General features: G+C 65.2%; 21 protein-coding genes and 1 tRNA gene. 18 read left to right on the forward strand and 4 right to left on the reverse strand.

Annotated elements, in window-relative coordinates; genetic code table 11:
* Positions 1-54 precede the first annotated feature (54 nt).
* Positions 55-480 carry an Hsp20 family protein gene (locus VGB75_10160; protein HEY0167393.1) on the reverse strand — a complete coding sequence of 142 codons (426 nt, stop codon included), beginning with the start codon at positions 478-480 and terminating at the stop codon, positions 55-57.
* 172 nt (positions 481-652) lie between these two features.
* Here VGB75_10160 and VGB75_10165 point away from each other — a divergent pair, with 172 nt between their 5' ends.
* From VGB75_10165 to VGB75_10215, 11 genes are all read left to right on the forward strand, one after another.
* Entirely contained in the window at positions 653-952 is a 300-nt protein-coding gene (locus VGB75_10165; protein HEY0167394.1) for a MerR family transcriptional regulator, read from the forward strand.
* Between the two features lie 955 nt (positions 953-1,907).
* Entirely contained in the window at positions 1,908-3,680 is a 1,773-nt protein-coding gene (locus VGB75_10170; protein ID HEY0167395.1) for a hypothetical protein, read from the forward strand.
* Positions 3,681-3,957: 277 nt separating this feature from the next.
* The gene (locus VGB75_10175) at positions 3,958-4,590 is read left to right on the forward strand and encodes a tetratricopeptide repeat protein (GenBank protein HEY0167396.1); all 633 of its coding nucleotides are present in this window, start codon (positions 3,958-3,960) and stop codon (positions 4,588-4,590) included.
* 127 nt (positions 4,591-4,717) lie between these two features.
* Positions 4,718-4,792: transfer RNA gene (locus VGB75_10180), tRNA-Lys, on the forward strand.
* 438 nt (positions 4,793-5,230) lie between these two features.
* A complete protein-coding gene (locus VGB75_10185) occupies positions 5,231-5,941 on the forward strand; it encodes a helix-turn-helix domain-containing protein (protein HEY0167397.1) in 711 nt (236 codons plus the stop codon).
* Positions 5,938-6,972, forward strand: a complete 1,035-nt coding sequence (locus VGB75_10190; protein HEY0167398.1) for an LLM class flavin-dependent oxidoreductase — start codon at positions 5,938-5,940, stop codon at positions 6,970-6,972. Before VGB75_10185 ends, VGB75_10190 begins: the two co-directional genes overlap by 4 nt.
* A 63-nt stretch (positions 6,973-7,035) precedes the next feature.
* Complete coding sequence (locus VGB75_10195) at positions 7,036-7,968, forward strand: NADP-dependent oxidoreductase (protein ID HEY0167399.1); 933 nt, start codon at positions 7,036-7,038, stop codon at positions 7,966-7,968.
* Positions 7,969-8,068: 100 nt separating this feature from the next.
* Positions 8,069-8,710 (forward strand): SDR family oxidoreductase, encoded by a 642-nt coding sequence (locus VGB75_10200; protein ID HEY0167400.1) that lies wholly within the window; start codon positions 8,069-8,071, stop codon positions 8,708-8,710.
* Positions 8,711-9,188: 478 nt separating this feature from the next.
* Positions 9,189-9,803, forward strand: coding sequence for a DUF433 domain-containing protein (locus VGB75_10205; protein HEY0167401.1), 615 nt, complete (start codon positions 9,189-9,191; stop codon positions 9,801-9,803).
* A 545-nt stretch (positions 9,804-10,348) separates the two neighbouring features.
* Positions 10,349-10,633, forward strand: a complete 285-nt coding sequence (locus VGB75_10210) for a hypothetical protein (protein HEY0167402.1) — start codon at positions 10,349-10,351, stop codon at positions 10,631-10,633.
* A 245-nt stretch (positions 10,634-10,878) separates the two neighbouring features.
* Positions 10,879-11,295 (forward strand): Abi family protein, encoded by a 417-nt coding sequence (locus tag VGB75_10215; protein HEY0167403.1) that lies wholly within the window; start codon positions 10,879-10,881, stop codon positions 11,293-11,295.
* A gap of 588 nt (positions 11,296-11,883) precedes the next feature.
* On the opposite strand, the gene VGB75_10220 is transcribed toward VGB75_10215, so the two are convergent.
* Positions 11,884-12,303 (reverse strand): MarR family transcriptional regulator, encoded by a 420-nt coding sequence (locus tag VGB75_10220; protein ID HEY0167404.1) that lies wholly within the window; start codon positions 12,301-12,303, stop codon positions 11,884-11,886.
* A 278-nt stretch (positions 12,304-12,581) separates the two neighbouring features.
* On the opposite strand from VGB75_10220, the gene VGB75_10225 reads away from it, so the two are divergent.
* The 7 genes from VGB75_10225 (at position 12,582) to VGB75_10255 (ending at position 21,894) form a co-directional block, all read left to right on the forward strand.
* Complete coding sequence (locus tag VGB75_10225) at positions 12,582-13,253, forward strand: nitroreductase family protein (protein ID HEY0167405.1); 672 nt, start codon at positions 12,582-12,584, stop codon at positions 13,251-13,253.
* Positions 13,250-13,924, forward strand: a complete 675-nt coding sequence (locus tag VGB75_10230) for a phosphoribosylanthranilate isomerase (protein HEY0167406.1) — start codon at positions 13,250-13,252, stop codon at positions 13,922-13,924. The genes VGB75_10225 and VGB75_10230 overlap by 4 nt, the downstream gene beginning before the upstream one ends.
* 65 nt (positions 13,925-13,989) lie before the next feature.
* Complete coding sequence (upp, locus tag VGB75_10235) at positions 13,990-14,664, forward strand: uracil phosphoribosyltransferase (protein HEY0167407.1); 675 nt, start codon at positions 13,990-13,992, stop codon at positions 14,662-14,664.
* Positions 14,661-15,581 (forward strand): EamA family transporter, encoded by a 921-nt coding sequence (locus VGB75_10240; GenBank protein ID HEY0167408.1) that lies wholly within the window; start codon positions 14,661-14,663, stop codon positions 15,579-15,581. Before upp ends, VGB75_10240 begins: the two co-directional genes overlap by 4 nt.
* 48 nt (positions 15,582-15,629) lie before the next feature.
* Positions 15,630-16,580: a pseudouridine-5'-phosphate glycosidase gene (locus VGB75_10245; GenBank protein HEY0167409.1), complete on the forward strand. Its 951-nt coding sequence runs from the start codon at positions 15,630-15,632 to the stop codon at positions 16,578-16,580.
* Positions 16,581-16,587: 7 nt separating this feature from the next.
* Entirely contained in the window at positions 16,588-17,655 is a 1,068-nt protein-coding gene (locus VGB75_10250) for an alkene reductase (GenBank protein HEY0167410.1), read from the forward strand.
* A 411-nt stretch (positions 17,656-18,066) separates the two neighbouring features.
* Positions 18,067-21,894, forward strand: a complete 3,828-nt coding sequence (locus tag VGB75_10255; GenBank protein HEY0167411.1) for an amino acid adenylation domain-containing protein — start codon at positions 18,067-18,069, stop codon at positions 21,892-21,894.
* A 122-nt stretch (positions 21,895-22,016) separates the two neighbouring features.
* Here the strand turns inward: VGB75_10255 and VGB75_10260 are convergent, their stop codons facing one another.
* Both VGB75_10260 and VGB75_10265 read right to left on the reverse strand, forming a co-directional pair.
* On the reverse strand, positions 22,017-22,829 hold the full coding sequence (locus VGB75_10260) for an ABC transporter permease (protein HEY0167412.1): 813 nt from the start codon (positions 22,827-22,829) through the stop codon (positions 22,017-22,019).
* A complete protein-coding gene (locus VGB75_10265; protein HEY0167413.1) occupies positions 22,826-23,725 on the reverse strand; it encodes an ATP-binding cassette domain-containing protein in 900 nt (299 codons plus the stop codon). The genes VGB75_10260 and VGB75_10265 overlap by 4 nt, the downstream gene beginning before the upstream one ends.
* Between the last annotated feature and the right edge of the window lie 34 nt (positions 23,726-23,759).

Raw genomic sequence — 23,759 nt, forward strand, 5'->3', positions numbered from 1 at the left:
CGGCGCCGCCGATGTAGGCGGGGTCGTTCCGGGCCATCGACTCTCAGCAAAGGATCAGACCGAGATCGCCTGCCGGTTCTGAGCGTCGCTTTGAATCATGATTTTGCGTGGCTTGGCCTTCTCAGCGACCGGGATCGTCAGGCGCAGCACGCCGGCCTGGTAGCTGGCCTCGATCTTGTCGGTGTCGAGGGCATCGCCCAGGATGACCTGCCGGCTGAAGACGCCCCGCGGGCGCTCGGCCACGAGCAGTTCCATGTCGTTCTCGCCCCGCAGGCGCCGCTCGGCACGCACTGTCAGCACGTTGCGCTCGACATCGAGGTCAACGCTCTCCGGATCGACAGCCGGCAGGTCGAACTCGACGATAAAGCGGTCGTTCTCACGCCATGCGTCCATCGGCATCGCGGTCGGCCGGGCGGCCGTGCCGAAGACCTGGGATGCGAAGCGGTCGAGTTCGCGGAACGGGTCTGTACGGATGAGCATGGTTGCCACCTCCACAGTGACGGTCGATTTACTCCTTAGGTCGCATCGGCCAACTCACCTAATGTGCTCTGGCTGATGTAGATTTGTTGTACCAAATTTTTTAGACTGGTGCAAGTCGCAGAGAGGAGGAGTGCGGATGGGACCCATCCCCCAGCCAGACCCTGATCGTGGCGTGTACGGCATCACGACAGCAGCCGAGCTGGTCGGCAGCGGGCCGCAGAACCTACGCCAATACGAAGCCCGCGGCCTGGTCAACCCGCAGCGCACCGCCGGAGGCACCCGCCGTTACAGCGAGAATGACCTGCACCGGCTACGAGACATCGCCAGCCTGCTCGACGCCGGCCTTAACCTTGCCGGCGTCGAAATGGTGCTGGCATTGCGCACCGCCAATTCAGAACTGCAGGCCGAGATCGACAAGCTGGCCCCACCTGCTGCGCCGCGCGCGCGTCCGCCCAAACGGCAGGGCAGTTGACCACGACTTTGCATATGCCCGCGCATAAATTGAGCGTCGGCCAGAACCGAGGTTCGCATGCCCGCCCAGCGAGCAGCGGCCTGAGACACCTGCAAGCGCTCACAGGTCCTATGTCGGCACCCGAGGCTGGAGCAATTCAGGTGGAAGCCCCTGCAACCGTGCGGCCCAGCTCGCGTCCGCAGCGCAGGTCTATCACTCTGTGGGGCACAGTTGGCACTGGCACTCGAAGGTCCAGGCTATAGATACGCTATTCGGGTATTTGATTGATCACCCTTAGTTAACACGCTCACCAGTAATGCCCGTTTAGAGCGGTAGGGGAAACCTTGAGAGTTTGAATAAATGTTGAATAAACTCACCCTTGCCTCACATCTAAAGCCTGTGTTAGTTTGCTAGCACGGCCATTAGGTCGAGCGGGCACAGATCTGTCAGGCATTATGGTCGCCCTCGGCCTGACAGGGAGCTAGAGGCGAACCCACGCGCGAATCGGCACCTAATATTCCGCGCGGGGGAAGAATCATGGGGTCACTCCATGTCTAGTCGTCACAACTCATCACGTCGCGCTACGCGTCGTACTCGTCGGCTGGCTGTCGCGGTCGCCGCAGGCACCGGCATCGCCCTGTTGGGCGGGATCACCGTTGCTCAAGCTTCGATTCCCAGCTCGACCGGTGTGATCAGTGCCTGTTACGACGCCAAGACCGGCGCGACTCGGATCATCGATTCAAACGCCAGCTGCGCCAAGAACGAGAAGCCGATCACGTGGAACCAGAAGGGCGTTAAGGGCGACACTGGAGCGACGGGCGCCACCGGTCCCAAGGGCGCTACCGGCGCTACTGGCGCTACCGGTGCCACTGGCGCTACCGGTGCCACTGGCGCTACCGGCGCCACTGGCGCTCAGGGTGCCACTGGCGCTACCGGCGCACAGGGCCCGCAGGGCGAGGTCGGCCCCACCGGCCCGATGGGTCCGCAGGGCCCGATTGGCGAAACCGGAGCCACAGGCGCTACTGGAGCCACTGGCGCTCAAGGCGCCACCGGCGAGACCGGCGCGACCGGGCCCAAGGGTGACACCGGCGCTACTGGAGCCACCGGCGCTCAAGGCGCCACCGGCGCGACCGGCGCGACCGGGCCCAAGGGTGACACCGGTGAGACCGGCGCAACCGGCGCTCAGGGCGCCACCGGCGCGACTGGTTTGACCGGCGCACAGGGCCCGCAGGGCGAGGTCGGCCCGACCGGCCCGATGGGTCCGCAGGGCCCGATCGGCGAAACCGGAGCGAAGGGCGACACCGGAGCGGCAGGCGTTGACGGCACTGACGGTGTCGACGGGACCAACGGCACTGACGGTGCCGACGGCACGAACGGTGTCGACGGAGCCAAGGGCGAGACCGGAGCCACCGGCCCGATGGGCCCGCAGGGCATCCAAGGCGAGACCGGCGCTACTGGGGCTGACGGCACTGACGGTGTCGACGGAACCAACGGCGTCGACGGAGCCAAGGGCGACACCGGAGCCACCGGCCCGCAGGGTATCCAAGGCGAGAAGGGTGACACCGGCGCCACTGGAGCTGACGGCGCGACCGGAGCACAGGGTGCGACCGGAGCTCAGGGTCCGCAGGGCGAGGTAGGCCCGCAGGGCATCCAAGGCGAGAAGGGTGACACCGGCGCACAAGGTATCCAAGGCGAGACCGGCGCTGCTGGGGCTGACGGTGTCGACGGCACCAACGGCACGGACGGTGTCGACGGCACCAACGGTATCGACGGAGCCAAGGGCGACACTGGCGCACAGGGTCCGCAGGGCATCCAAGGCGAGAAGGGTGACACCGGAGCGGCAGGCGCTGACGGCACGAACGGCGTCGACGGCACCAACGGAGCCGACGGCGCGACCGGAGCGACCGGAGCCCAAGGCCCGCAGGGGGCGGTCGGTCCGGCCGGCCCGATGGGTCCGCAGGGCCCGATCGGCGAAACCGGAGCCAAGGGCGACACCGGAGCGGCAGGCGCTGACGGCACCAACGGCGTCGACGGCACCAACGGCGTTGACGGCGCCAACGGCGTCGATGGCACCAACGGCGTCGACGGCACCAACGGCGTCGACGGCGCTGACGGCGCTAAAGGCGAGGTCGGTCCCGCAGGTCCCCAGGGCCAGCAGGGTGACGTCGGTCCGCAGGGCCCGGCCGGGCCTGCTGGCGCCGACGGTGCCGACGGGGCTGCCGGTGTGAAGGGTGACACTGGAGCACAGGGCGAGATCGGCCCGGAGGGTCAGACCGGCCCGCAGGGTGCCGCCGGTCCGCAGGGTGTGGCTGGAGCGACCGGTGAAACCGGAGCTACCGGTCCGGCTGGGGCCACCGGCGCCAAGGGTGACACCGGCGCCAAGGGTGATCCCGGCGCGGCGGGTGCGACCGGTCCGCAGGGGCCGGCTGGTCCCGCAGGTCCGACTGGTGCAACCGGTGCCACGGGTGCGACTGGTCCCGCCGGCACTGTCGCCAACACCACGATCGTGAATGGGGCCACCGTCAACACCGGCAACACCGTTGGCGCAGCGGCCACCTCGACCGTGAGTTGCCCGGCAGGCACGAAGTTGCTCGGCGGCGGCGCGCAGATCGGCCAAACCGGAAACACCAAGGCGGCTGTGGCGTCCACCTACCCGAGCGGCGCCTCGGCCTGGACCGCGACGTCGGTCGTCGTAGTCGCGGGAACCGGCAACGCGACGCTCACCGCCTACGCCGTCTGCGGTTCCTGACTGCAGGGCGCGCAGGCGCGGTAACACCGTAGGTAGCGAGGCCCGCCAGGCAACTGGCGGGCCTCGCGTCCTGCGGGCCCGTCGCGCCGGTGAGGCCCAGCGCCGCCTGCATTGGTGACGATTCACCATCAGCTTCGCTTCAACCAGGCTCTGACCATCGAGCCGGGCGAGCCGCCAGGGTTAAGATATTGACGTTATTTTTGTGTTAGATCTCAGTTCAGTTGACATAGCCCGCAAGGTTTCATCGCACCACCCAATAAATGCTGGGAGAAGCATCATGCGTAGTGGCACACCGAGTGGATTCCTGACGAAGATCGGGAGCCGCTGCGCCGCTCTGGTGATGTGTGCCGCCGTCCTGGCGCTGACTGCCTGCGGAGGCGATGACGGCACCGTCGACCCGGATCCCAAGAAGGCGTCGAACGCGCTGGCTGCCGGGCTCGAAGCTCAGGCCAAAGGCAATCTCGATGAGGCGGTCAACCAGTACAACGAGGTCCTCAAGTACGACAAGAAGAACAAGTACGCCCTGTACGACCTGGCTTTGATCGACGCGGCCCGGTCGAACTACGGCGAGGCCGAGAACAAGTACCGGGTGGTGCTGGCGATCGATCCAGCCTTCGAGCCGGCACTGTTCAACCTGGCCATCCTGGTGAAGGCCAAGGGCAACAACGCCGAAGCCATCTCGCTGTACCAGCGGGCGATCAAGGCCGCTCCCAAGGACGCGGCGGCGCACCTGAACCTGGGCCTGCTGCTTCGCGCCACCGGTAAGAAGAGTGAGGGAGACGCCGCGGTCAAGAAGGCGATCGCGCTGAACCCCAAACTCAAGGACCCGGCCGCCTCGGCGAGCACCGCGCCGAAGTCGCCGGTGGCGTCAGAGTCAGCGAGCCCTGACGCCTCGCCCACACCGTCTTAGGAGGAAACCGTCCGGGCTACCGCCGAAGGCCTACCCGCACAACTGCGGTCGGGATACGGGTCTGAGACACTTGCGCTGGAGAGTCGGGCGGCTTGGTTCCTCGCTGGGATCGCGGTCTGCGCTCTCTGGGCCTCTAGCTCAATGGCAGAGCTGCGGACTTTTAATCCGTAGGTTGTCGGTTCGAGTCCGACGGGGCCCACCACGAACCTGCAGGTCAGCGCCACCGTGGCCTGATCGGTTTCACACGGTCGATAGCTCCGGTCCGCGTCCAGTCCGCAGAACGCCGGAGACCAAGCTGCCGAGCCTTCTACGGCCCCGGGAAGGCTCGTCGCAGTAGGTGCAGCGCAGGACCCAGCTCGCCGGGCGGTGTGTGCCCAGGGTCTAAGCGTCCGCAGACAAGCCGGGCGAACGCTTCCGCGGTAGCTCGAGGTCAGCGCCGTCGGTACCAGAACTCGTAGCGAGAGCGCAACGCGTCGATGTGGACCCCGGCCGTGGAGTCGTCCTTCTTGTAGTGGGCTGCGAGTGACTGCCCGCAGTCTCTCTCGTCACAGCCGCGCCGAATTGAGCGCCGTGCGGGGGCTAGAAGCCCACCCTTCACTTAATGGGGAATACTCCCCACTTACTGCACGTTGTGCGAACCATGGGACTGAGAGCAGACGCCACCCGGAACCGGACGGCGCTCATCGAGGCCGCCCGAGCGGTCTTCGCCGAGCACGGTCTTGACGCGCCGCTCGACGAGGTCGCCCGCCGAGCAGGAACGGGGAACGCCACGCTCTACCGGCGGTTCCCCACGCGAAGCGACCTGATCGCGGCTGTCTTTGCTGAGCGGATGGCCGAGCACGTCGAAGCCGTCGAAGCCGGCCTGGCGGACGACGACCCGTGGAGCGGGTTCGCCTCCTACGTCAAGGCAGCGGCGGCCATGCAAGCACGCGACCGAGGTATCGCCGATTTAGTGACCATGGACGTCTCCGCCGCACCGGAGATCGAGGCGCTCCGGTCCCGGGCCTTCGATGGGCTGGTTCGACTGGTCGATCGCGCTCATGACGCCGGTGTGCTGCGCGCCGACTTCACCACACAAGACGTAGTTGTGCTCCTGATGGCTAACGCCGGGCTCGTCGAACGCGCACTCGGCATCAGCGCAGAGGCATCCGCGCGGCTCATCCACGTTCTCCTCGACGGGTTTCGCGCCGCCGCAGCCACCGACGGCCCGCCACCTCCCAGCGCCCGGCGAACCGAACTCGCAATGCGCCGCAACGGCCAGCGCCGCCTCGGCGCCGCCGCAGAGGAGCGACGCAGAGCATCGAAGGACCCGGCGCCCACCACCTCTCCTACCAAGGATTCCCTGTCATGACCTTCGAACTCGGCGTCTATACGTTCGGCAACACGCCGCGCACCGCCGACGGCGGCCTAGGCCCGACCGCACAAGCCATCCGCAACGCACTCGAAGCCGCCCGGCTTGCTGACGAAGTGGGTCTCGACTTCTTCGGCTTCGGTGAGCACCACACGAACTCGATGCCGCAGTCCTCCCCGACCGCGATGGTCAACGCCGCTGCGGCGTCCACGCACCAGATCAAGCTCGGCACGACTGTCACCGTGCTGTCCACCGACGACCCCATCCGGGTGTTCGAACAGCTCGCCACCGCCGCTGCGATCGCGCCCGGTCGGATTGAGGTCGTCGCCGGCCGCGGCTCGTCACCGGTCACGTTCCCGCTCTTCGACCACGACGAGCGCGACTACGACATGCTCTTCAGCTCCAAGCTCGACCTCCTGCTCGCTGCCAACAGCCAGGACCGGGTCACCTGGAACGGCCCGCATCGGCGCCGGCCACTCAGCGACGCGCTCATCGTGCCGCGCCCAGAACAACCGCTACAGATCTGGTTGGGCACCGGCGGGAGCCCCGAATCGGTGCTGCGGGCCGTCGAACCCGGACTGCCGATGTTCCTCGGCATCCTTGGCGGCACGCCACAGCACTGGGCGCAGTACGGCCACGCCTACCGCGACGCCTGGAACCAGGCCGGGCACCCAGCCGAGGGAGCCGCCATCGCGGTCGCGGCGCACGGCTTCGTCGGCCACAACGACCGCGAGGCCAAGGCCACCTACCTCGACCACGAGTTGCGCATGTTCCAAACCGGTGCGGCAGAGATCGGCCGCCCGGCCGTCGCACCGTCCGGCCGCGAGGCTGCCTTGGAGGCAGGCGGGATGGTCTTTGCCGGCGGACCCAACGAAGTCGCCGACCGCATCCTCCATCTGCATCAGCTCCTCGGACACGACCGACAGATTCTGCAGATGGACGTGGGCGGCATGCCGCACCCGGCGTTCCTCAAGGCGATCGAGCTGCTTGGCGCCGAGGTGCTTCCCCAGATCAAGAAGGAAATGCCGTAGAGACCCCGCGACCGACTTCTCACCCGACTACGTCAACCCATCACCCAACATCAGGAGACCAACATGAAGACCTTCGCCATCACAGCTCGCGACACCCAGCCCGCCCTGCACGACCTCCCGCAGCCCGAGCCGACATCAGATGAGGTGAGGGTTCAGGTAGAGGCTGCCTCGGTCAACGGCTTCGACCTTTCCGTGGCTGCCGGTTACGTCTGGGACATGCTCCCCCACGAGTTCCCGGTCGTCCTCGGCCGTGACTTCGTAGGCACTGTCACCGCAGTCGGCGACGGCGTCAACGACGTGCGCATCGGCGACCGGGTTGCTGGCGTCATTCCCGGCATGGACCTGGGACCGCGCACCGGCAGCTTCGCCGACCACGTCGTCCTGCCCGCATCCGCCGTGACGAGCGTCCCTGAGGGAATCGAAACTCACGACGCCGCCGTGATCGGGCTTGCGGGCATCGCCGCCCACGACGCGCTCGAAGCGCTCAACATCCAGCCGCGCGACACCGTGCTCATCTCCGGCGCTACCGGTGGCGTGGGGTCCATCGCTGTGCAGCTTGCCGTCGCGGCCGGCGCGACCGTCATCGCCACCGCACGGCCCGGACAGGAGGATGAGTACGTCCGCAGCCTTGGCGCGGCGCACACCGTCGACTACACCGGCGACCTCGCCGCCGCCGTGCGGGGCCTCGCCCCAGAGGGCGTGGATAAGGCGCTCCACTCCGCCGGTGACGCCGCGACCATCGCGCAGGTCATGCGCGCCGGCGGAACGGTCGCTTCCACGCTCGGCGCTACTCCCGAACAGCTCGGGCGCGACGACGTGACCCTTGTCGGGATCATGGCCGCCGCCACCGCCGAGAAGCTCGCGCGCCTGCTCGACCACGTCGCCAGCGGAAAGCTCCGCGTCAATGTGGAGGCACGCGTTCCCCTGGACCGCGCCCAAGAAGCCCTCGGGCTCTTCGCCGACGGCACCCTCGGCAAGGTGCTCGTCACCCGATGACCGTTACCCGCCACGGGCTCCTCGGCCACCGGCCGGCGCTGGGCCGCATCCAACCACGCGGGCCCCTTCTACCCAGTCATGCCCCTCGCAGGAGATCCACATGAATGTCACCGTGTTCGGCGCCACCGGCGGCGTCGGCTCCCAGGTCGTTGACCAACTACGTTCCCGCGGCCATACCGTGACCGCCTACGTCCGTAACCCGGCCAAGGTGTCGATTGCCTGGGACGAGAACGTCACCGTCGTCGTCGGGCACCTCAATGACGCCGAACAGATCGACCGTGCCGTGCAGGGCGCCGATGCCGTAATCAGCGCGCTGGGACCGAGCCTGGATCGCAAGGCCACCGGCCTCCCGCTGATCGAAGGCACCCGCAACATTGTGGAAGCAATGCAGCGGCACGGCGTACGCCGCTACATCGGCAACGGCACCCCCAGCGTCCTCGACCCGCGCGAGAAGCCGACGTGGCAGACCCGGCTCTCGACCTTCATGGCCAAAACCTTTCTACGCCGGGCTTACGACGAGCTCCTCGGCATGAGCGAGATCGTCATGACGTCCGAGTTGGACTGGACCATCGTGCGTTTCCTCGCACCCAAGGACGGACCGGGAGCCGGCCGGCTGCGCCAAGGCTTCTACGGTCACGACCGGCTCGGCTTCAACATCACCCGAGCCGACATCGCCGCATTCACTGCCGGACAGATCGACGACGACCGCTACATCGCCGCTGCTCCAGCCATCAGCAACTGACGGTGGCTACCACACTCCTATCGAGCGGGGGCGGCTAGCGCCGTCAGAACTCGTTCTGGAGGCAATCTCCCACGTCCTGCGCCTCACGCAGAGCAACGGGACTGCGCCGAAGACCCGGCCCGGCGGGCCGCCTGCGGCGAAGCCCAGGCACTGACCGCACTAGATCTCATTCGGCCAGGCCACGGCTCGCCAAGCGGGCGACCTGTTGCGACGACACGTGGCTGTCGGTTGCACCGTAGGTTCTCCCAAGTCCTACAGACTCGAGTGATGGTCATGCCCGAGAGCCACCCCAAAGGCATGGAAGACGAGGCCTTCAGGGTTTGGGTGAATGGCCCGTCCTCTAAGCGCGCCGGACCAGTGGGGACCGAGACCTCCGCATGCCTGTCGGCGCGACATACCACACTTGCACTGCCATGAACGAACCCGCTGTCCTTGATCGCGAGATGTTCGCCGAAGCCGAAGCGGCCCGGCTACTCGTGTGCCCCAAGGCACCCTGCACTACTGGCTCGAAGGCGGCGACCAGCGTGGGAAGGTCCACAAACCGATCCTGCGGGTCGAGCCCACCGGCTCGCGCAGCGTGACCTGGGCAGAGTTCGTCGAAGCGGGGCTGCTGCGCAGCTATCGCGACCATCGGGTCCCGATGAACGAACTTCGCGCGTTCATCGACCGCCTGCGTTCGGAGTACGGCGTTCCCTACCCGCTCGCGCATCAGCAACCCTTCGTCAGCGGTCGGCAGCTCGTCTACAAGGCCCAGACCGACTCCAACCTCGACGGCGACTTCTGTTTGGTCTCGGTAGCCAACAACCAGCTCGTGCTAACCACCGCCTCGCAAGAATTCGTCGAACGGGTCCGATGGGCCGACGACATCGCCGTCGGCTGGCGTCCTCACGACGACCGCAGGTCACCGGTTCTCATGGCACCCGATGTCCGATTCGGTCGCCCCGCCGTCAGCGGCATCAGCACCGATGTCATCTGGGAACACGAACAGTCCGGCGAGGACATCAACGAGATCGCGGAGGCCTTCGGGCTTGATCTCGACGACGTGCGTTGGGCGTTGTCCTACGAGTACTCGGTCCGCGCCAAGGCAGCGTGACCGACAGCGGCGGGCGCACAAGCGAGCGCGCCTATCCTTTAGCCGCAGTCCGCTATACATGGACGCAGACGTGCTGGGCCTAGCCAAGCTGCTGATCCAGGTCCGCAATGACGTTACCTATCCGGGTGACCCCGGAGGGTTCTTGCACCGCCGGCAACGCCCGGCCTGCCCGATCACCGACCGCAGACGCCCGACACGGTGTGGATACCGCAGACCGCCGTGAACGGATGGCTCATCATCACGCGTGACGCGACGCCACGGTCGGGCGTCCGCAGGCGGTATGTGGGTGCGCAGCCTGTGCAAGCGATGCAACTCGACTGCTGGGACCCTATATGACGATGCGTACGGTGACTTCGCGAAACGTGTGGCAACGCATACCCGTCTCGCCGACCGGATCGCGTTACCAGGCGCGGAGCGCGCGCCGGCGGTATCAGTCGCTCCCGGGCTCGTGGCCCGAAGCATCCTCGTCGGCATGTTTGCCGTAAGTCCTAACCTCCGAGATTGACGGCCCTGGAGGGCGGGCTGCCAAGCCGTTCGTAGGCCAGTTGGAAGCGGCGGCGCTCGCACAACTCGGCGCAAGCGCCCTGACCGATTCGAGCGCGCAAATCGCGCAACATCTCGAGCAACTAATACAACGAGCAAAAGGAGGGGTCTCTGCAACTGCACTCGTCGCAGCCTTTACGGTGCATCAGATTCAAACCGTTGCCTGCGACCCCATTCAGCTTGATGAAATGATCGTGGCTTTACTCGACGACCTATGTGGTATGCGCATGATGGAAACGGGGGAGCCGGCTTTTCCGAATGCGACGGGTCGTTCCCGTACGACCTAGCTTTGCTCGGCTACCTCTATCTACTCGACCTCTTGTGCCACCCAGAACGCCTCCGCCAGGTGCTCTGGGCCGGTGGAGCCGCTTGAGCGCGATCAACGCTCATGCGGGCTGGTTGTTGCGCCGATGACCAGGTATAGTCCTTCTCAACACGGCCAGCCCCTCTGTCCGCCTCGGCGGGCACGGGCTGGTTTTCTACTTTGAGGGCCAATGGCGACCTACGACAAGCCGCATCTGACGCTCAGGGCATGCTTCGAGTCGACCGTGAGCAGATCGCCGCCGAGCTTCACGTCGTCGACGCTGCTGGACTCGGCAACGGCCGGGCGCTGAGCAATTGGCTGCGCGTCCTGAACTACGTACGCAACATCTGCGCTCATCACTCGCGGCTCTGGAATCGCAACCTCGCTGACCAACTGGCTACGAGACACGTCCGGGCCGTTCCGGAGCTGGCGCACCTGGCCCAACCGGGAACCAGCCACCAGAACGCAAGGCCCTTCGCGGCCTTTTCTGTCATCGCCTTCCTCCTTCGCCATGTCGCCGCAGACGACCGCTACGTCGCCGACCTCCGCGCTCTCATGGCGACAAGCCTGCCCGCTGCTAAGCGCACTGCCTGGGAGATGGGGTTTCCTGACGGCTGGGAAGGACTCCCACTCTGGACCGCTTGATCGCGGCCTGCGCCTAGTCCGCAAGAGAACGCGAACTGGCTGGGTCGCGTACGAAAGTTGTGCGCACTCGGCAGGTCGCGGGTGCATACGCGGAGCGCCCGATCTACTGGGCCATAAGGTTCTGACGCCGAACTTACTGGGGTGGGCCTGTCGGGCTCGTACCGACGACCTACGGATTACGTGTCGCACCATCAGCGCGCTTGCCTACCCCTCGAGAGAGCGCGTGTGGCGCGAGCACCGCACTTGGTCCGCGCCAAGTCCGCGAGATAGCGCGAACAGACAGGGACAGGACGGCACTGGCGGGCACTCCCGGATGACCTTCAGAAGATGTACGGCCGCCAGTTTTCGGGGACCGTGACGACCTGGCGCACCCTTGGCGGTACTTGGGACCGCTAGCGCCGTTGGCAAAGCAGCGGACTTTTAATCCCTAGGTTGTCGGTCGAGTCCACCTGAGCTGCCTCATCGGCCCGCGCCAGCGTGACGGGCTGGGCCGGCGCCAGTTCAGGCGCACGTCGCTACCTCGTGCCAACCGCGCCGCTGGCCGGCCACTGCGCCCACACCTCGACAGCCCCGCCGCGCTGGAGCTGATCAATCTCCAAGAGATGCCAGCAGCCGGCTGAGCAGTCGGCTCAGCTGCTCGCACTCGGAGGCGTCCAACCCCGCCAGGAGGAGTCGCTCGTTGGCGACGTGCCCGCCGACCACCCGATCGACGAGGTCCAAGCCCTCTGGCGTGAGCGAGATGAGGACCCGGCGACGGTTCTCGCGATCGCTCTCTCTGGTGACGAGTTCCCGCTGCAGCAGTCGGTCCACGCGGTTGGTCATCGCGGCGGAGCTGACCATGGTCGAGGCCACCAGATCCTTGGGGCTGAGGGTGTAAGGCGGGCCCGAGCGTCGTAGGGCCGCGAGCACATCGAACTCCCACGACTCCAGGCCTTCGGCGGCGAAATACTCCTTGACGCCGCGCTCGACCAGCCTGGATGCCCGAGACAGTCTTCCCACCACGCCCATGGGGGCCACGTCCAGATCGGGGCGCTGCGTCGCCCACTGCTCGAGATAGGTGTCGACTCTGTCTCCGACGCCCCGAGTGTCGACACTGTCGTCTCCACGGCTTCCGCTGGGGCCAGCACGGCGCCCAGCCACCTTCTCATGTGCTTGCACAAGACCGAATCTTTCCACATGAAACTGTTAGACACGAAGTGATGTACTGTTACGTCATCGAACAGTTCGATGTCGAAAGGTTTGACATGACGATGACGTCCTCAGTACTCGGCTCAGCGGCGGAAACCATGAGAGCCCGTCGAAGCATCCGGCACTACCTGCCTGACCCCATCCCCGCCCCCCTGCTGCGCCAACTGTTGGAGCTGGCGCTGGAAGCCCCTTCCAGCTGGAACTTCCAGTCCCGTTCGATAGTCGTGGTCTCTGACCCTGAGCTGCGAGCCGGTCTCACCAGGGCCACCAACGGCCAACCGCACCCGCAAGAGGCGCCCGTCACGCTGGTTTTCGTCGCTGAGTGCGAGGCCTGGCGAGAGAACCTCGATGACGTCTATGACCAGGCACGCCAGCGAAAAGCCTGGAACGACAAGTTCATCGCCATGTTTCAGGAGTCCGGCCCAGAATTTCAGCAGGACCTCGCTGAACGCGGGCTGCTCCGGGAGTACGCGGTGAAGGACGCCATGATCGCAGCCACCTACCTGATGATCGCGGCAGCCGACGCAGGCCTGGCCACCTCACCGATGAACGGCTGGAACGAGGACGAGGTGAAGAAGGTCATCGGGATCGCCGATCGCGACGACCTCGCCATCGCACTGCTCGTCCCGGTGGGACTACCCGCGGAGCAGCGACGGCACCCCGGTCGCAAGCCTTTCGAGCACAAAGTCTTTCAGCAGCAGTACGGCATGCAAGAAATCAATCCGGTTCGATCAGCGCACGTCACGAATACGAAGGAAGAGTCTTCATGAAGCGGTTGACCCAGGTCGCGGGAATCATCGACAAGGACGAAGCAGTCATGCTGTGCGAGGAAGGCGTCGACTGGCTCGGCTTCCCTCTACGCCTGCCCTCAGGCAAGAACGACATCTCTGAGACTGACGCCACGTCCATCATCGCCCAACTCCTCCCGTCGCACTCGGGAGTGTTGATCAGCTATCTCACCGACGCCGACGAGATCGGAACGTTCTGCGCCGAGCTCGGAGTCACGGCCGTGCAGTTGCACGGTGATGTGGAGGCAGCGCAGCTGCGCAAGCTGAAGGCCGCATACCCCCAGCTGTACGTGCTCAAGAGCCTGGTGGTCCGCGAGGACAACGCGGCGGAGCTGCTGGCGCTGGTAGACGAGGTGGCGGAGTTCGTTGACATGTTCATCACCGACACCTACAACCCTGCCACCGGCGCCAAGGGAGCCACCGGGCTGACCCATGACTGGTCAGTCAGCGCCGAGCTGGTCCGACGCTCTCCGAAGCCGTTGATGATGGCCGGCGGCCTGAACGCCGACAACGTCGCCGACGCGATCCTGCGTGTGCGGCCCGCTGCCGTCGACGCCCATACCGGCCTCGAAGGCGCCGACGGACGCAAGGACCGTGAGAAGGTCCGCAAGTTCGTCGCGGAGTCACGACGGGCCTTCGCGCAGATCGACTGATCCCAGCGGCGCCGGCCGTCGACGTCCGCCTCTTTCCCTGCCTCAAACAAGCCTTGGAGAATCCCATGACAGCTGGTAGCAACGTTTACCTGCTACCACAGAGCAACTATCTGCGGTCGATGCACACCATCATCCGTGATCGGCAGGGCTCCCGAGCGGACTTCGTCGCCTGTTCGCACCGGATCATCCAGCTCCTGCTGGAGGCGAGCGTGGAACTGTTGCCCTTTGACAAGCGCGACGTGACGACTCCTGTGGGTGAGACCTATCTCGGGCTCAGCCTGGCCGCGAAGCTCTGCGCCGTCTCGGTGATTCGGGCTGGGGAGAGCATGGAGACCGAGGTGCGCGATCTCCTTCCGGGAGTGCGAATCGGCAAGATACTCATCCAGCGGGACAAGACGACAAAGTTGCCAACGCTCTACTACTCCCACCTTCCCGATGACATCGCCGAGCGACATGTGCTGCTGCTGGAGCCGATGCTGGCCACCGGTGGATCAGCGCTGGCAGCAATCGGCGTCCTGCTCGCCGCCGGAGTCACCGAGGACAACATCATCTTCGTCAACTTCCTGGCCGCGCCCGAAGGAATCGAGGTCGTGAGCCAGGCCCATCCTGGCGTGAGGATCGTCACCTCCTCGATCGAGGACCGGCTCAATGACAACGCCTACATGATTCCCGGCATCGGCGACTTCGGAGACCGCTACTTCGGAACGGTCGATTGCGGCGCCAGCGGAGTGACGGCATGAGGGGCAACCCGGTCCTCTGGAACTCCGCGCTGACAGCACTGGCGCCGGTGGTGTGGGGCAGCACCTATGTGGTCACCACCGAGCTGCTGCCGCCTGACCGCCCGCTGCTGGCAGCCATGCTGCGCGCGCTGCCGGCTGGGCTGGTGCTGCTCGCTATCGGCCGTGTCCTGCCTCGCGGGATGTGGTGGTGGCGTGCGCTGGTGCTGGGTGTGCTCAACATCGGCGCCTTCTTCTACTTCCTCTTCGTCGCTGCCGATCGGCTGCCCGGCGGTGTCGCGGCTCTCGTGCTCTCCATGCAACCGATGGTGGTGCTGGTGCTGGCAGCGGTGCTGCTCAAGAACGGGATCAAGCCGGTGCAGGTGGCCGCGTGCGCGCTCGGAGTGCTGGGAGTGGGGCTGCTGGTCTTGCGAGCGCAGGCCGCTTTGGACACTTTCGGCGTCATCGCCGGGCTCCTCGGAGCCGTGAGCATGGCTGCCGGAATCGTGTTCACCAAGCGATGGGGCCGCCCTGAGGGAGTGGGCCTGCTCACCTTCACCGGCTGGCAGCTCACAGTCGGCGGCCTGGTGTTGCTGCCGGTCATGTCGACCGTCGAAGGCCTGCCTGACCATCTCACCGGCAAGAACATCACCGGGTTCCTCTACCTCGGCGTGATCGGCGCGCTGGTCGCCTACGCGATCTGGTTCCGCGGCATCGAGCGGTTGCCCGCGCTTGCCGTGTCATTTCTCGGCTTCGCCAGCCCGTTAGCCGCGACAGTCCTGGGATACCTGTTCCTGGAGCAGGCGCTGTCAGCGTGGCAGGCGATTGGCGCCGTGGCTGTGATCGCGGCGGTCGTCATGGCTCAACCACGACATCGGGAGCAAGCGCCGGCGCCTACGCCGGAGGCAAAAGAGCCGATCCATCATCACCAGCTCTCTTAGAGATCGGCAGATGTCCGCACGCCCAGTAGACCGTCGAAGGTGAGTCAGATGAACGCGCGCGGCACGATTCCGCTGGTATTCAGTGAAGAGGTCTCAGAGGCTTTGCAGAGCGGCGGTCCTGTGGTGGCGTTGGAGTCCAACGTCATCACCCATGGCCTTCCGTATCCAGACAATGCCGCGACCGCCATCAAGGTCGAGGCTGCCGTCCGGGCCGGAGGCGCCGTCCCGGCGACGATCTGCCTTGACGCCGGCCAGATCGTCATCGGCATGAATGAGACGCAGATCGAGCGTTTCGCGTCGGCGACCGGAATTCCGAAGGTCAGCAGCAGGGATCTGCCCATCATCCTGGCGCAGGGCGGAATGGGCGCCACTAGTGTCGCGTCGTCCCTGGTCGCGGCCCAGCTCGCGGGCGTCGCTTTCTTCTCCTCAGCCGGCTTGGGCGGAGTCCACCGCGGCGCCGAGACGACGATGGACATCTCTTCCGATCTCATCCAGCTCACCCGCTCGAAGGTGGCGGTCGTGTGCGCGGGTGCCAAGAACATCCTTGACCTCAACCTGACCATGGAGTACTTGGAGACCCAGTGCGTACCGGTGATCTCCTACCGCTCAGATGACTTTCCTGCCTTCTACTGTGTTTCCAGCGGTATCCGCAGCCCGCACCGGATCGATGACGAAGAGGTCATCGCCCGCGTCGTAGAGACGCACTGGGCAGCGGGCAATCACAGCGGCGTCGTCATCACCACCCCGCCGCGCGCTGAAGACGCCGTAGATCGCGACGAGGCTGAGGCGGCGATCCGGCAAGCGCTGGTCGCCGCCGAGAAGGACTCGATCAGAGGTAACGCGATAACCAAATACCTGATGCGCGCGGTCGACCGGGCCACCGGAGGAAAAGCCGCCGCGGCCAACATGGCGGTGCTCATCAGCACTGCCGAAGTCGGCGGGCGCCTGGCGACCGCGCACGCCCGCATTCGCCATAACGACTCAACCCAGATGGGATAACAGGCTCATGCCCACACTCTTCGACTCCATCACTCTCGGCAAGCTCACCCTGAACAACCGCCTTGTCATGGCCCCCATGACGCGCAACCGCGCCAGCGTCAACGGCAACGCCACCGAACTGATGGCCTCCTACTACGCCCAGCGCGCCACAGCGGGTCTGATCATCACTGAGGGGGTCCAGCCCAGTCAGGTAGGCCAGGGTTACATGAACACCCCCGGCATGCACACCAACGAACACGTCACCTGCTGGCGGGCCGTCACTGACGCTGTGCATGAGGCCGGTGGCACGATCGTGGTGCAGCTGATGCACGCCGGTCGCATCGGCCATCCCGCGTTATACCCCAGCGCGCACGGCAGCGTCGCGCCCTCTGCGATCGCCGCCACCGGGCAGACCTTCACCTCCGACGGCCCGGTCGACTACCTGGTTCCTCACGAGTTGTCCCTCGCCGAGATCGACGAGACCGTCACCGACTTCGTCGCCGCGTCGCGAAACGCTCTGGACGCCGGCTTCGACGGTGTGGAGTTGCACGCAGGCAACGGCTTTCTGCTCCATCAATTCCTGGCCGACAACACCAACCAGCGCACCGACGGGTACGGCGGGTCGCTGACTGGTCGGATCCGATTTCTCATGGAGGTGGTGGAAGCGGTCGCCGAGGCGATCGGAGGCGACCGGGTGGGAATGCGACTGTCGCCGGCCAACACCTACAACGACATGGCCGAAGGCGATACGCCGGAGTTGTACCGGGCAGTCGTCCGCGCATTGCCGCCACTGGCCTTCCTCCACGTCTCCGAGACCGGCGACCGGGCCCCCACCCGGGCAATCCGCGAGCTTTGGCAAGGCGGGCTTATCGTGAACCCGCATCCGACCGCGGACTCCTTTCCCTCGACTCCAGAGTCGGCCCAACAGGCTTTGGACGATGGTGTCGCTGACGCGGTCGCCTTAGGCGCCCTGTATCTGGCGAATCCGGACTTGCCTGATCGCATCCGAGCCGGCGGGCCGTTCAACCTCGGCGACCCGGACACCTTTTACGGTGGCGATCACCGCGGCTACACCGATTACCCGGCGCTGGTCTGACGGACAGCCCGGCCGCGGTGATTTATCGCGGGTTTTCCACCGCGGCTCTTAGCTGCGCTAGTCGCTGAAAGGCAGACTCGCGGTTTTGTGCTGCTCTAATACCGGCCAGTTTAGCGCGATTAGCTCACACTATTACTATTGTCCGATATGCTTTAAATAGTGATACAGTTACCGAACCCGGACGTCGAGTAAGGTAAACCGAACCTATCGGCGGCTCCACGCGCGGCTCAGCGTGACAAAGATTATCGCGGGCCGCTTATGGCACACCCTGTGATGCCATATCAATCACGCGTAACCGCGACCCTAGATGGGACAACTGTGATCGGCTCCGATGAGAGAGCACTCGTAACCACAACGTTCAACCAGACGCAATGCGCTTTTCCCGCTGATAAGAGCTTGCCCGACCTGCTCATGGAGCAGGTGAGAATCCATGTCAATGACGTGGCCGTGTTCAACGATAGCGACAGCCTCACTTTTGGTGAACTAGCCGATCGCAGCGCCGACATCGCGTGTTATCTGGAACACGTCGGGGTGCTTGCCCATGAATGCGTCGGCGTGTTCGTCGATCCCTCAATAGAGTTGGTGGTCAGCGCCTGGGGAGTTCTGTTCGCAGGTTGCGCCTACCTGCCGTTGTCCCCGGAATACCCCGACGATCGTCTTCGGTACATGATCGAGGATGTCCCAGCGAAGGTCGTCTTCACCCAGGACCATCTGACATCCAGACTTGCCGAGATAGCGCCGCCGGGGACCCGGGTGATCACCATGGGCGACGTGGTCACCTATGCGGCCTCGCACCGGCGTCAACCCCCAGCGGAGCTCGAGCCGAGCAGTCTGGCCTACATCATCTACACCTCTGGCAGCACCGGCAAGCCCAAGGGCGTGCAGATAGAGCACCGCAGCGTCGTCAACCAGATGCACTGGTTGAAGACCTCGTTCGGGCTGGGCCATGGCGAGGTCGTCCTGCAGAAGACGCCGATGAGCTTCGACGCTGCCCAATGGGAGATTCTCGCGCCCTGCTGCGGCGGCGCCGTCCTGGTAGGAGCGCCGGGAATCCACCGGGACCCCGAAAAGCTGATCGAGACGATAACCAAGCACAACGTCACCACTCTGCAGTGCGTTCCCACGCTGTTGCAGGCTTTGCTCGACACTGAGCAGCTGCACACCTGCAGTTCGCTGGTGCACCTCTTCAGCGGTGGCGAGGCGTTATCCAGTGAGCTTGCCAACAATTGCCTGGAAGCCTTGCCGGCATGTGACCTGGTCAATTTGTACGGGCCCACCGAGTGCACCATCAACTCGTCGGCATTCACGGTGAACCGGGACACAGTCGCCGAGGGACCCGCGACGATCTCAATCGGCTCCCCCGTGTTCAACACGCAATTTTACATCCTTGACCGTTCACAGTCGCCCACGGCGATTGGCGAAACCGGTGAGTTATACATCGGCGGCGTGCAGGTCGCTCGCGGCTACCTGAATCGACCCGAGATGTCAGCCGCCAAATTCGTGGCTAATCCCTTCTTCGCCGACTACGGCCAGCCCACGCTGTACAAGACGGGAGACCTCGCGTATTGGAATCCCGACGGGACCGTTCAGTTCGTCGGCCGGACGGACAATCAGGTGAAGCTCCGCGGCTTCCGCGTCGAGCTCGACGAGATCAAGGTCGCGATCGACGCTCACGAGTGGGTGAAGAATTCCGCGATGGTCGTGTACACCGACGCTGGAACCGGCTTTCAGAATTTGACGTCATTCATCGAGTTGAATCCAAAAGAAGCAGCCGTCATGGATCAGGACAATCATGGCGCTCATCATCAGTCCAAATCGAGCAAGCTGCAGATCAAGGCCCAACTGTCCAACATGGGCTGCCGCGACGCCGATGAGGTCACCGGCAAGACGGTGCTGGACCTTCCCAGCAAGGAATCGACTCAGCACCAACGTCAGCAGGCCTTCGCCCGCAAGACTTACCGGTTCTTCGAGGGTGACGCGGTCACCAAGGCAGATATCTTGCGGTTGCTCCAACCCGAGCGCAAGGAAGTGAAAGCGCGCGGCGTGGACGAGTTGCGGCTGGCCGAGCTCGGAGAGCTGCTGCGGTACTTCGGCCAGCATCTCAGCGGAGAGCGGCTGCTTCCCAAGTACGGGTACGCCTCTCCGGGTTCGCTGTACGCGACGCAGATGTACTTCGAGATCCACCACACGGCGGGCTTGGACTCCGGTTACTACTACTACCAGCCGGTGCTCCACCAGCTCATCCTGATCAGACCAGCGGCTCCGGCCGCGGCTGCGCGGGTGAAGGTCCATTTCGTCGGAAAGCGGCGGGCCATCGAGCCGGTTTACAAGAACAACATCCAAGAGGTGCTTGAGATCGAGGCCGGGCACATGCTCGGGCTCTTCGACAGCGTCCTGCCTGACTACGGGTTGAGCGTCGAAGAACGCGACTACGCCCCGAGCACCATGGCAAACCTCGAGTGCTCTGCCGATGACTATTACCTGGGCTCGTATGAGCTGTCGCCGTATCAGCCTCGGGACGACCACGACACTGAGGTCTACGTTCAGGCCCGTCCGGGTCGCGTGGCAGACCTGCCTTCGGGTCAGTACCTCTACCGCGACGGCGACCTCGTCAAGGTGTCCGACGAGATCGTGCTCAAGAAGCATGTGATAGCCATCAACCAGCAGGTGTATGAGAGATCCAGTGTCGGCATCACGGTGATGGGCAAGTCCCGGTTGGATTGGCGAAGCTACATCGCGCTCGGCCGAAGGCTCCAGCAACTGGAGATGAACGAGCTCAACCTCGGGTTCATGTCCTCTGGCTACAGCTCCAAGAGCAGCAACGACCTGCCTTCGGCCGTAAGGATCGAGAGCATCCTGCGAGCCAGCGACCTGGAGGTCGGCCCCTCGTACTTCGCCGTCGGTGGCGCCGTCAGCCCTGAGCAGGTGCGTAGCGAGGGGATGAAGGAAGACGTCGTGCACATGAAGGGCCCCGCGGAGATGATCAAGGACGACCTTGTCAACTTCTTGCCGGACTACATGCTGCCCAACAACGTGTACGTGGTGGACAAGTTGCCACTCACTACCAACGGCAAGATCTCCTATCCCGAGCTCAAGCACTTGGCCGTCACGAAAGCCGCGCTCACCGACCGACCTTTCGTCGCGGCCCGGACGGAGACCGAGAAGCGCATCAGCCGCATGTGGCAGAAGGCTATGAAGCGGGACACCGTGTCGATGCATGACGACTTCTTCGAGTCCGGCGGCAACTCGCTCATCGCGGTGGGCCTGGTGAACAGGATCAACAGAGAGTTGCGCAGCACGCTGCCCTTGCAGGTGCTCTTCGAAGCTCCGACGATCGAGAAGCTGGCGTTGTTGCTCGATGACGAGCAGGCCGAGCAGCCTTCACGCTTGGTGCGGCTGCACAGCAAGGGATCGAAGAAGCCGGTCTATTGCTGGCCCGGGCTGGGCGGTTACACCATGAACCTGCGGGTGCTGGCCGGCAAGTTCGGCGACGAACGGCCGTTCTACGGCGTGCAGGCGCACGGCGTCAACGCCGGAGAGAGTCCTCACACCACCATTCAAGCGATGGCGGCAGCGGACATCGAACTGATGAAACGCACCCAGCCGGCCGGCCCGTACACCCTGTGGGGATACTCCTTCGGCGCACGGGTGGCTTTCGAGGCGGCCTATCAACTTGAGCAAGCCGGCGATCAGGTCGAGAGCCTGTGCCTGGTGGCTTCTGGCTCGCCGGCGGTCCGCACCGAGGACGAGGCTCGCTACGGCCGCGAGACCGCCTACCGCAACAAGGCTTACGTGGCAATCCTGTTCTCAGTCTTCTCCGGAACCGTTCGTGGTCCCGTGCTGGATGAGTGCTTCGAGGTCGCCACGGACGACGAGAGCTTCGCGCGCTTCATCGCTGATCACTACAAGAGCCTCGACCTCGCCCTGATCCGGCGAATCATCGACGTCGTGCGACTGACCTACCAGTTCGAGTACAACGCCGAGGAGCTCGCGCAACGCAAGCTTCGCGCTCCCATCACCCTGTTCAAGGCGCGCGGTGACAATCTCTCGTTCCTGGAGCACGCGGACGCTCAGATGTCGGCAGACATCACCGTTGTCAACCTGCGAGCCGATCACTACAGCGTGCTGAGAGAACCGGACATCGGTGAGCTGGTCAGGAAGATCGGCCTTTCCGCCGGTGATCACGAGGCAGAGCCGCGCGCGAGCATCAGGACTCCTGCCACCACGGCTCGACGCTGAGGCTTCGGCCCGCTCACCTGGCGAGCTCGAATCCATTGCCGCCACACACCGAAGGCACTTCCGGTCGGCTTGTTCCGACCGGAAGTGCCTTGGATTGACCGCGACCGCGGCCGGCCCGACTCCTACTTGACCTCGGACCTCATCACGCGCCAGACCCCGACCACCAGAGGGATCAGCAGCCAGATCATTCCGGTGACGCCGATGTGCGCCCACTCCTCGCCGGTCGGCGAGCCGTTGAACAGCGCGCCTTGGGCGTAGCTGACGTCGACCCACGGGCGCAGGCTGTCGAACCAGTCCTGGCTGACGGCTAGCACCCCGAAGATAGTGGGCAGCAGCAGCGAGTAGACGAAGTAGGCGACGATGGCGCCTGAGGAGCTGCGGATGAGCACGCCGAGCATGAAGCCGGTCAGCAGACCCAGGACGTTGCCCAGCACGATGTAGAGGCATTGGGCCAAGGACATGTCCCACACCAGGGGCGTGCCGGTGATCGTGGTGCCCACCAGGTTGCCCAGGGCCCCGATTGTGAAGGCCAGCAGCATGGAGACGACCGCGACGACTACCGAGGCGATCGCCTTGGCGGCGATGACCCGGCTCCGGTGGGGCACCAGGGTGAACGTGGTCAACCCGCTGCGCTGGCTCCACTCGCTGGTGACCGACAGGATCGCCACCATCGGAAGGATGACCGCCATCGGAAAGCCGATCGCCGTGCCGAAGGTCGCGTAGGTGAGCTCGCTGTCCGGGGCGAACAGGATCACCGCGGTGGTAGCCAGCAGCGCCGCGATGACGATGCTTGCCATCAGCCAGAAACCCGAGCGGGTGTCGAACATCTTGCGCAGTTCGACCTTGATCACCCTGGTCAGCGGCACTCGGGCAACCGGCGCCCGCCGGATGATCTGACGCTGTTCGAGGACCGGTTCGACGTGGACGGCGGTCATGCCGCTGCTCCTTCTCTTTGGTTAGTGGCAGTGAGTTCGAGGAACATCTCCTCCAGGCCGGCGCCGTCGGCGGGCCGCAGTTCGGTGAGGGCGATTCCCGCCTTCAGCGCGAGGGTTCCGACCAGCGCGGGACCGGCGTCGGTGCGCAGCGCGCCGTCAGCTGACCGGGTGACGACCAGTCCCCACGCGCTCAGGGCCCGTTCCAGCTCGCTCAGCTCTGCAGCCCGGACCACGGTCCCGGCGGCCTGCAGCAGTTCGGTCTTGGCGCCCTGCGAGACGATTCGGCCGTTGCCGATCACCACGATGTCATCGGCGATGACCTCGATCTCGTGCAGCAGGTGCGAGGACAGCAGGACGGTTCCGCCCCGGTTGGCGTAGTCGCGAAGCAGGTCACGCATCCAGCGGATGCCGGCCGGGTCCAGGCCGTTGGCGGGCTCATCGAGGATCAGCACCTCCGGATCGCCGATCAGGGCGGTGGCGATGCCGAGGCGCTGACGCATCCCGAGGGAGTAGGCGCCGACCCGGCGGTCGGCCTCGGCAGCGGTCAGGCTGACCAGCTCGATCATGTCGCGGACCCGGGCCGCCGGCAGCCCCATCGTCTGCTGGGCGATGGTGAGGATCTCGCGCCCGGTGCGACCGGCGTGCTGGGCGGAGGCGTCGAGCAGGACGCCGACCTCCAGTCCAGGGTTGGGAAGGTCGCGGTACCTGCGTCCGGCGATGGTGACGGTTCCCGCCGTGGGCGGGGTGAGGCCGACGATGATCCGCATGGTGGTCGACTTGCCGGCGCCGTTCGGACCGAGGAACCCGGTCACCCGGCCGGCCCGGGCCGTGAAGCTGACGCCTTCGACGGCGGTGTGCGCGCCGTACTTCTTGGTGAGTGAATCGACTGTGATCATGCAGGAAATCCTCGCCGTGACGCGAGGCCAAGAC

Origin of the sequence: Jatrophihabitans sp. (genome assembly GCA_036399055.1) — a bacterium.
Classification (GTDB): domain Bacteria; phylum Actinomycetota; class Actinomycetes; order Mycobacteriales; family Jatrophihabitantaceae; genus Jatrophihabitans_A.

Bases quoted from the DNA above. Each gene is read 5' to 3' on its own strand.
- upp (HEY0167407.1), top strand. From the start codon at position 13,990: ATGACAGCTGGTAGCAACGTTTACCTGCTACCACAGAGCAACTATCTG.
- VGB75_10195 (HEY0167399.1), top strand. From the start codon at position 7,036: ATGAAGACCTTCGCCATCACAGCTCGCGACACCCAGCCCGCCCTGCAC.
- VGB75_10265 (HEY0167413.1), bottom strand. From the start codon at position 23,725: ATGATCACAGTCGATTCACTCACCAAGAAGTACGGCGCGCACACCGCC.
- VGB75_10215 (HEY0167403.1), top strand. From the start codon at position 10,879: ATGCTTCGAGTCGACCGTGAGCAGATCGCCGCCGAGCTTCACGTCGTC.
- VGB75_10230 (HEY0167406.1), top strand. From the start codon at position 13,250: ATGAAGCGGTTGACCCAGGTCGCGGGAATCATCGACAAGGACGAAGCA.
- VGB75_10160 (HEY0167393.1), bottom strand. From the start codon at position 480: ATGCTCATCCGTACAGACCCGTTCCGCGAACTCGACCGCTTCGCATCC.
- VGB75_10260 (HEY0167412.1), bottom strand. From the start codon at position 22,829: ATGACCGCCGTCCACGTCGAACCGGTCCTCGAACAGCGTCAGATCATC.
- VGB75_10185 (HEY0167397.1), top strand. From the start codon at position 5,231: ATGGGACTGAGAGCAGACGCCACCCGGAACCGGACGGCGCTCATCGAG.
- VGB75_10225 (HEY0167405.1), top strand. From the start codon at position 12,582: ATGAGAGCCCGTCGAAGCATCCGGCACTACCTGCCTGACCCCATCCCC.
- VGB75_10245 (HEY0167409.1), top strand. From the start codon at position 15,630: ATGAACGCGCGCGGCACGATTCCGCTGGTATTCAGTGAAGAGGTCTCA.
- VGB75_10220 (HEY0167404.1), bottom strand. From the start codon at position 12,303: ATGGGCGTGGTGGGAAGACTGTCTCGGGCATCCAGGCTGGTCGAGCGC.
- VGB75_10250 (HEY0167410.1), top strand. From the start codon at position 16,588: ATGCCCACACTCTTCGACTCCATCACTCTCGGCAAGCTCACCCTGAAC.
- VGB75_10255 (HEY0167411.1), top strand. From the start codon at position 18,067: ATGGAGCAGGTGAGAATCCATGTCAATGACGTGGCCGTGTTCAACGAT.
- VGB75_10200 (HEY0167400.1), top strand. From the start codon at position 8,069: ATGAATGTCACCGTGTTCGGCGCCACCGGCGGCGTCGGCTCCCAGGTC.
- VGB75_10190 (HEY0167398.1), top strand. From the start codon at position 5,938: ATGACCTTCGAACTCGGCGTCTATACGTTCGGCAACACGCCGCGCACC.
- VGB75_10175 (HEY0167396.1), top strand. From the start codon at position 3,958: ATGCGTAGTGGCACACCGAGTGGATTCCTGACGAAGATCGGGAGCCGC.
- VGB75_10170 (HEY0167395.1), top strand. From the start codon at position 1,908: ATGGGTCCGCAGGGCCCGATTGGCGAAACCGGAGCCACAGGCGCTACT.
- VGB75_10240 (HEY0167408.1), top strand. From the start codon at position 14,661: ATGAGGGGCAACCCGGTCCTCTGGAACTCCGCGCTGACAGCACTGGCG.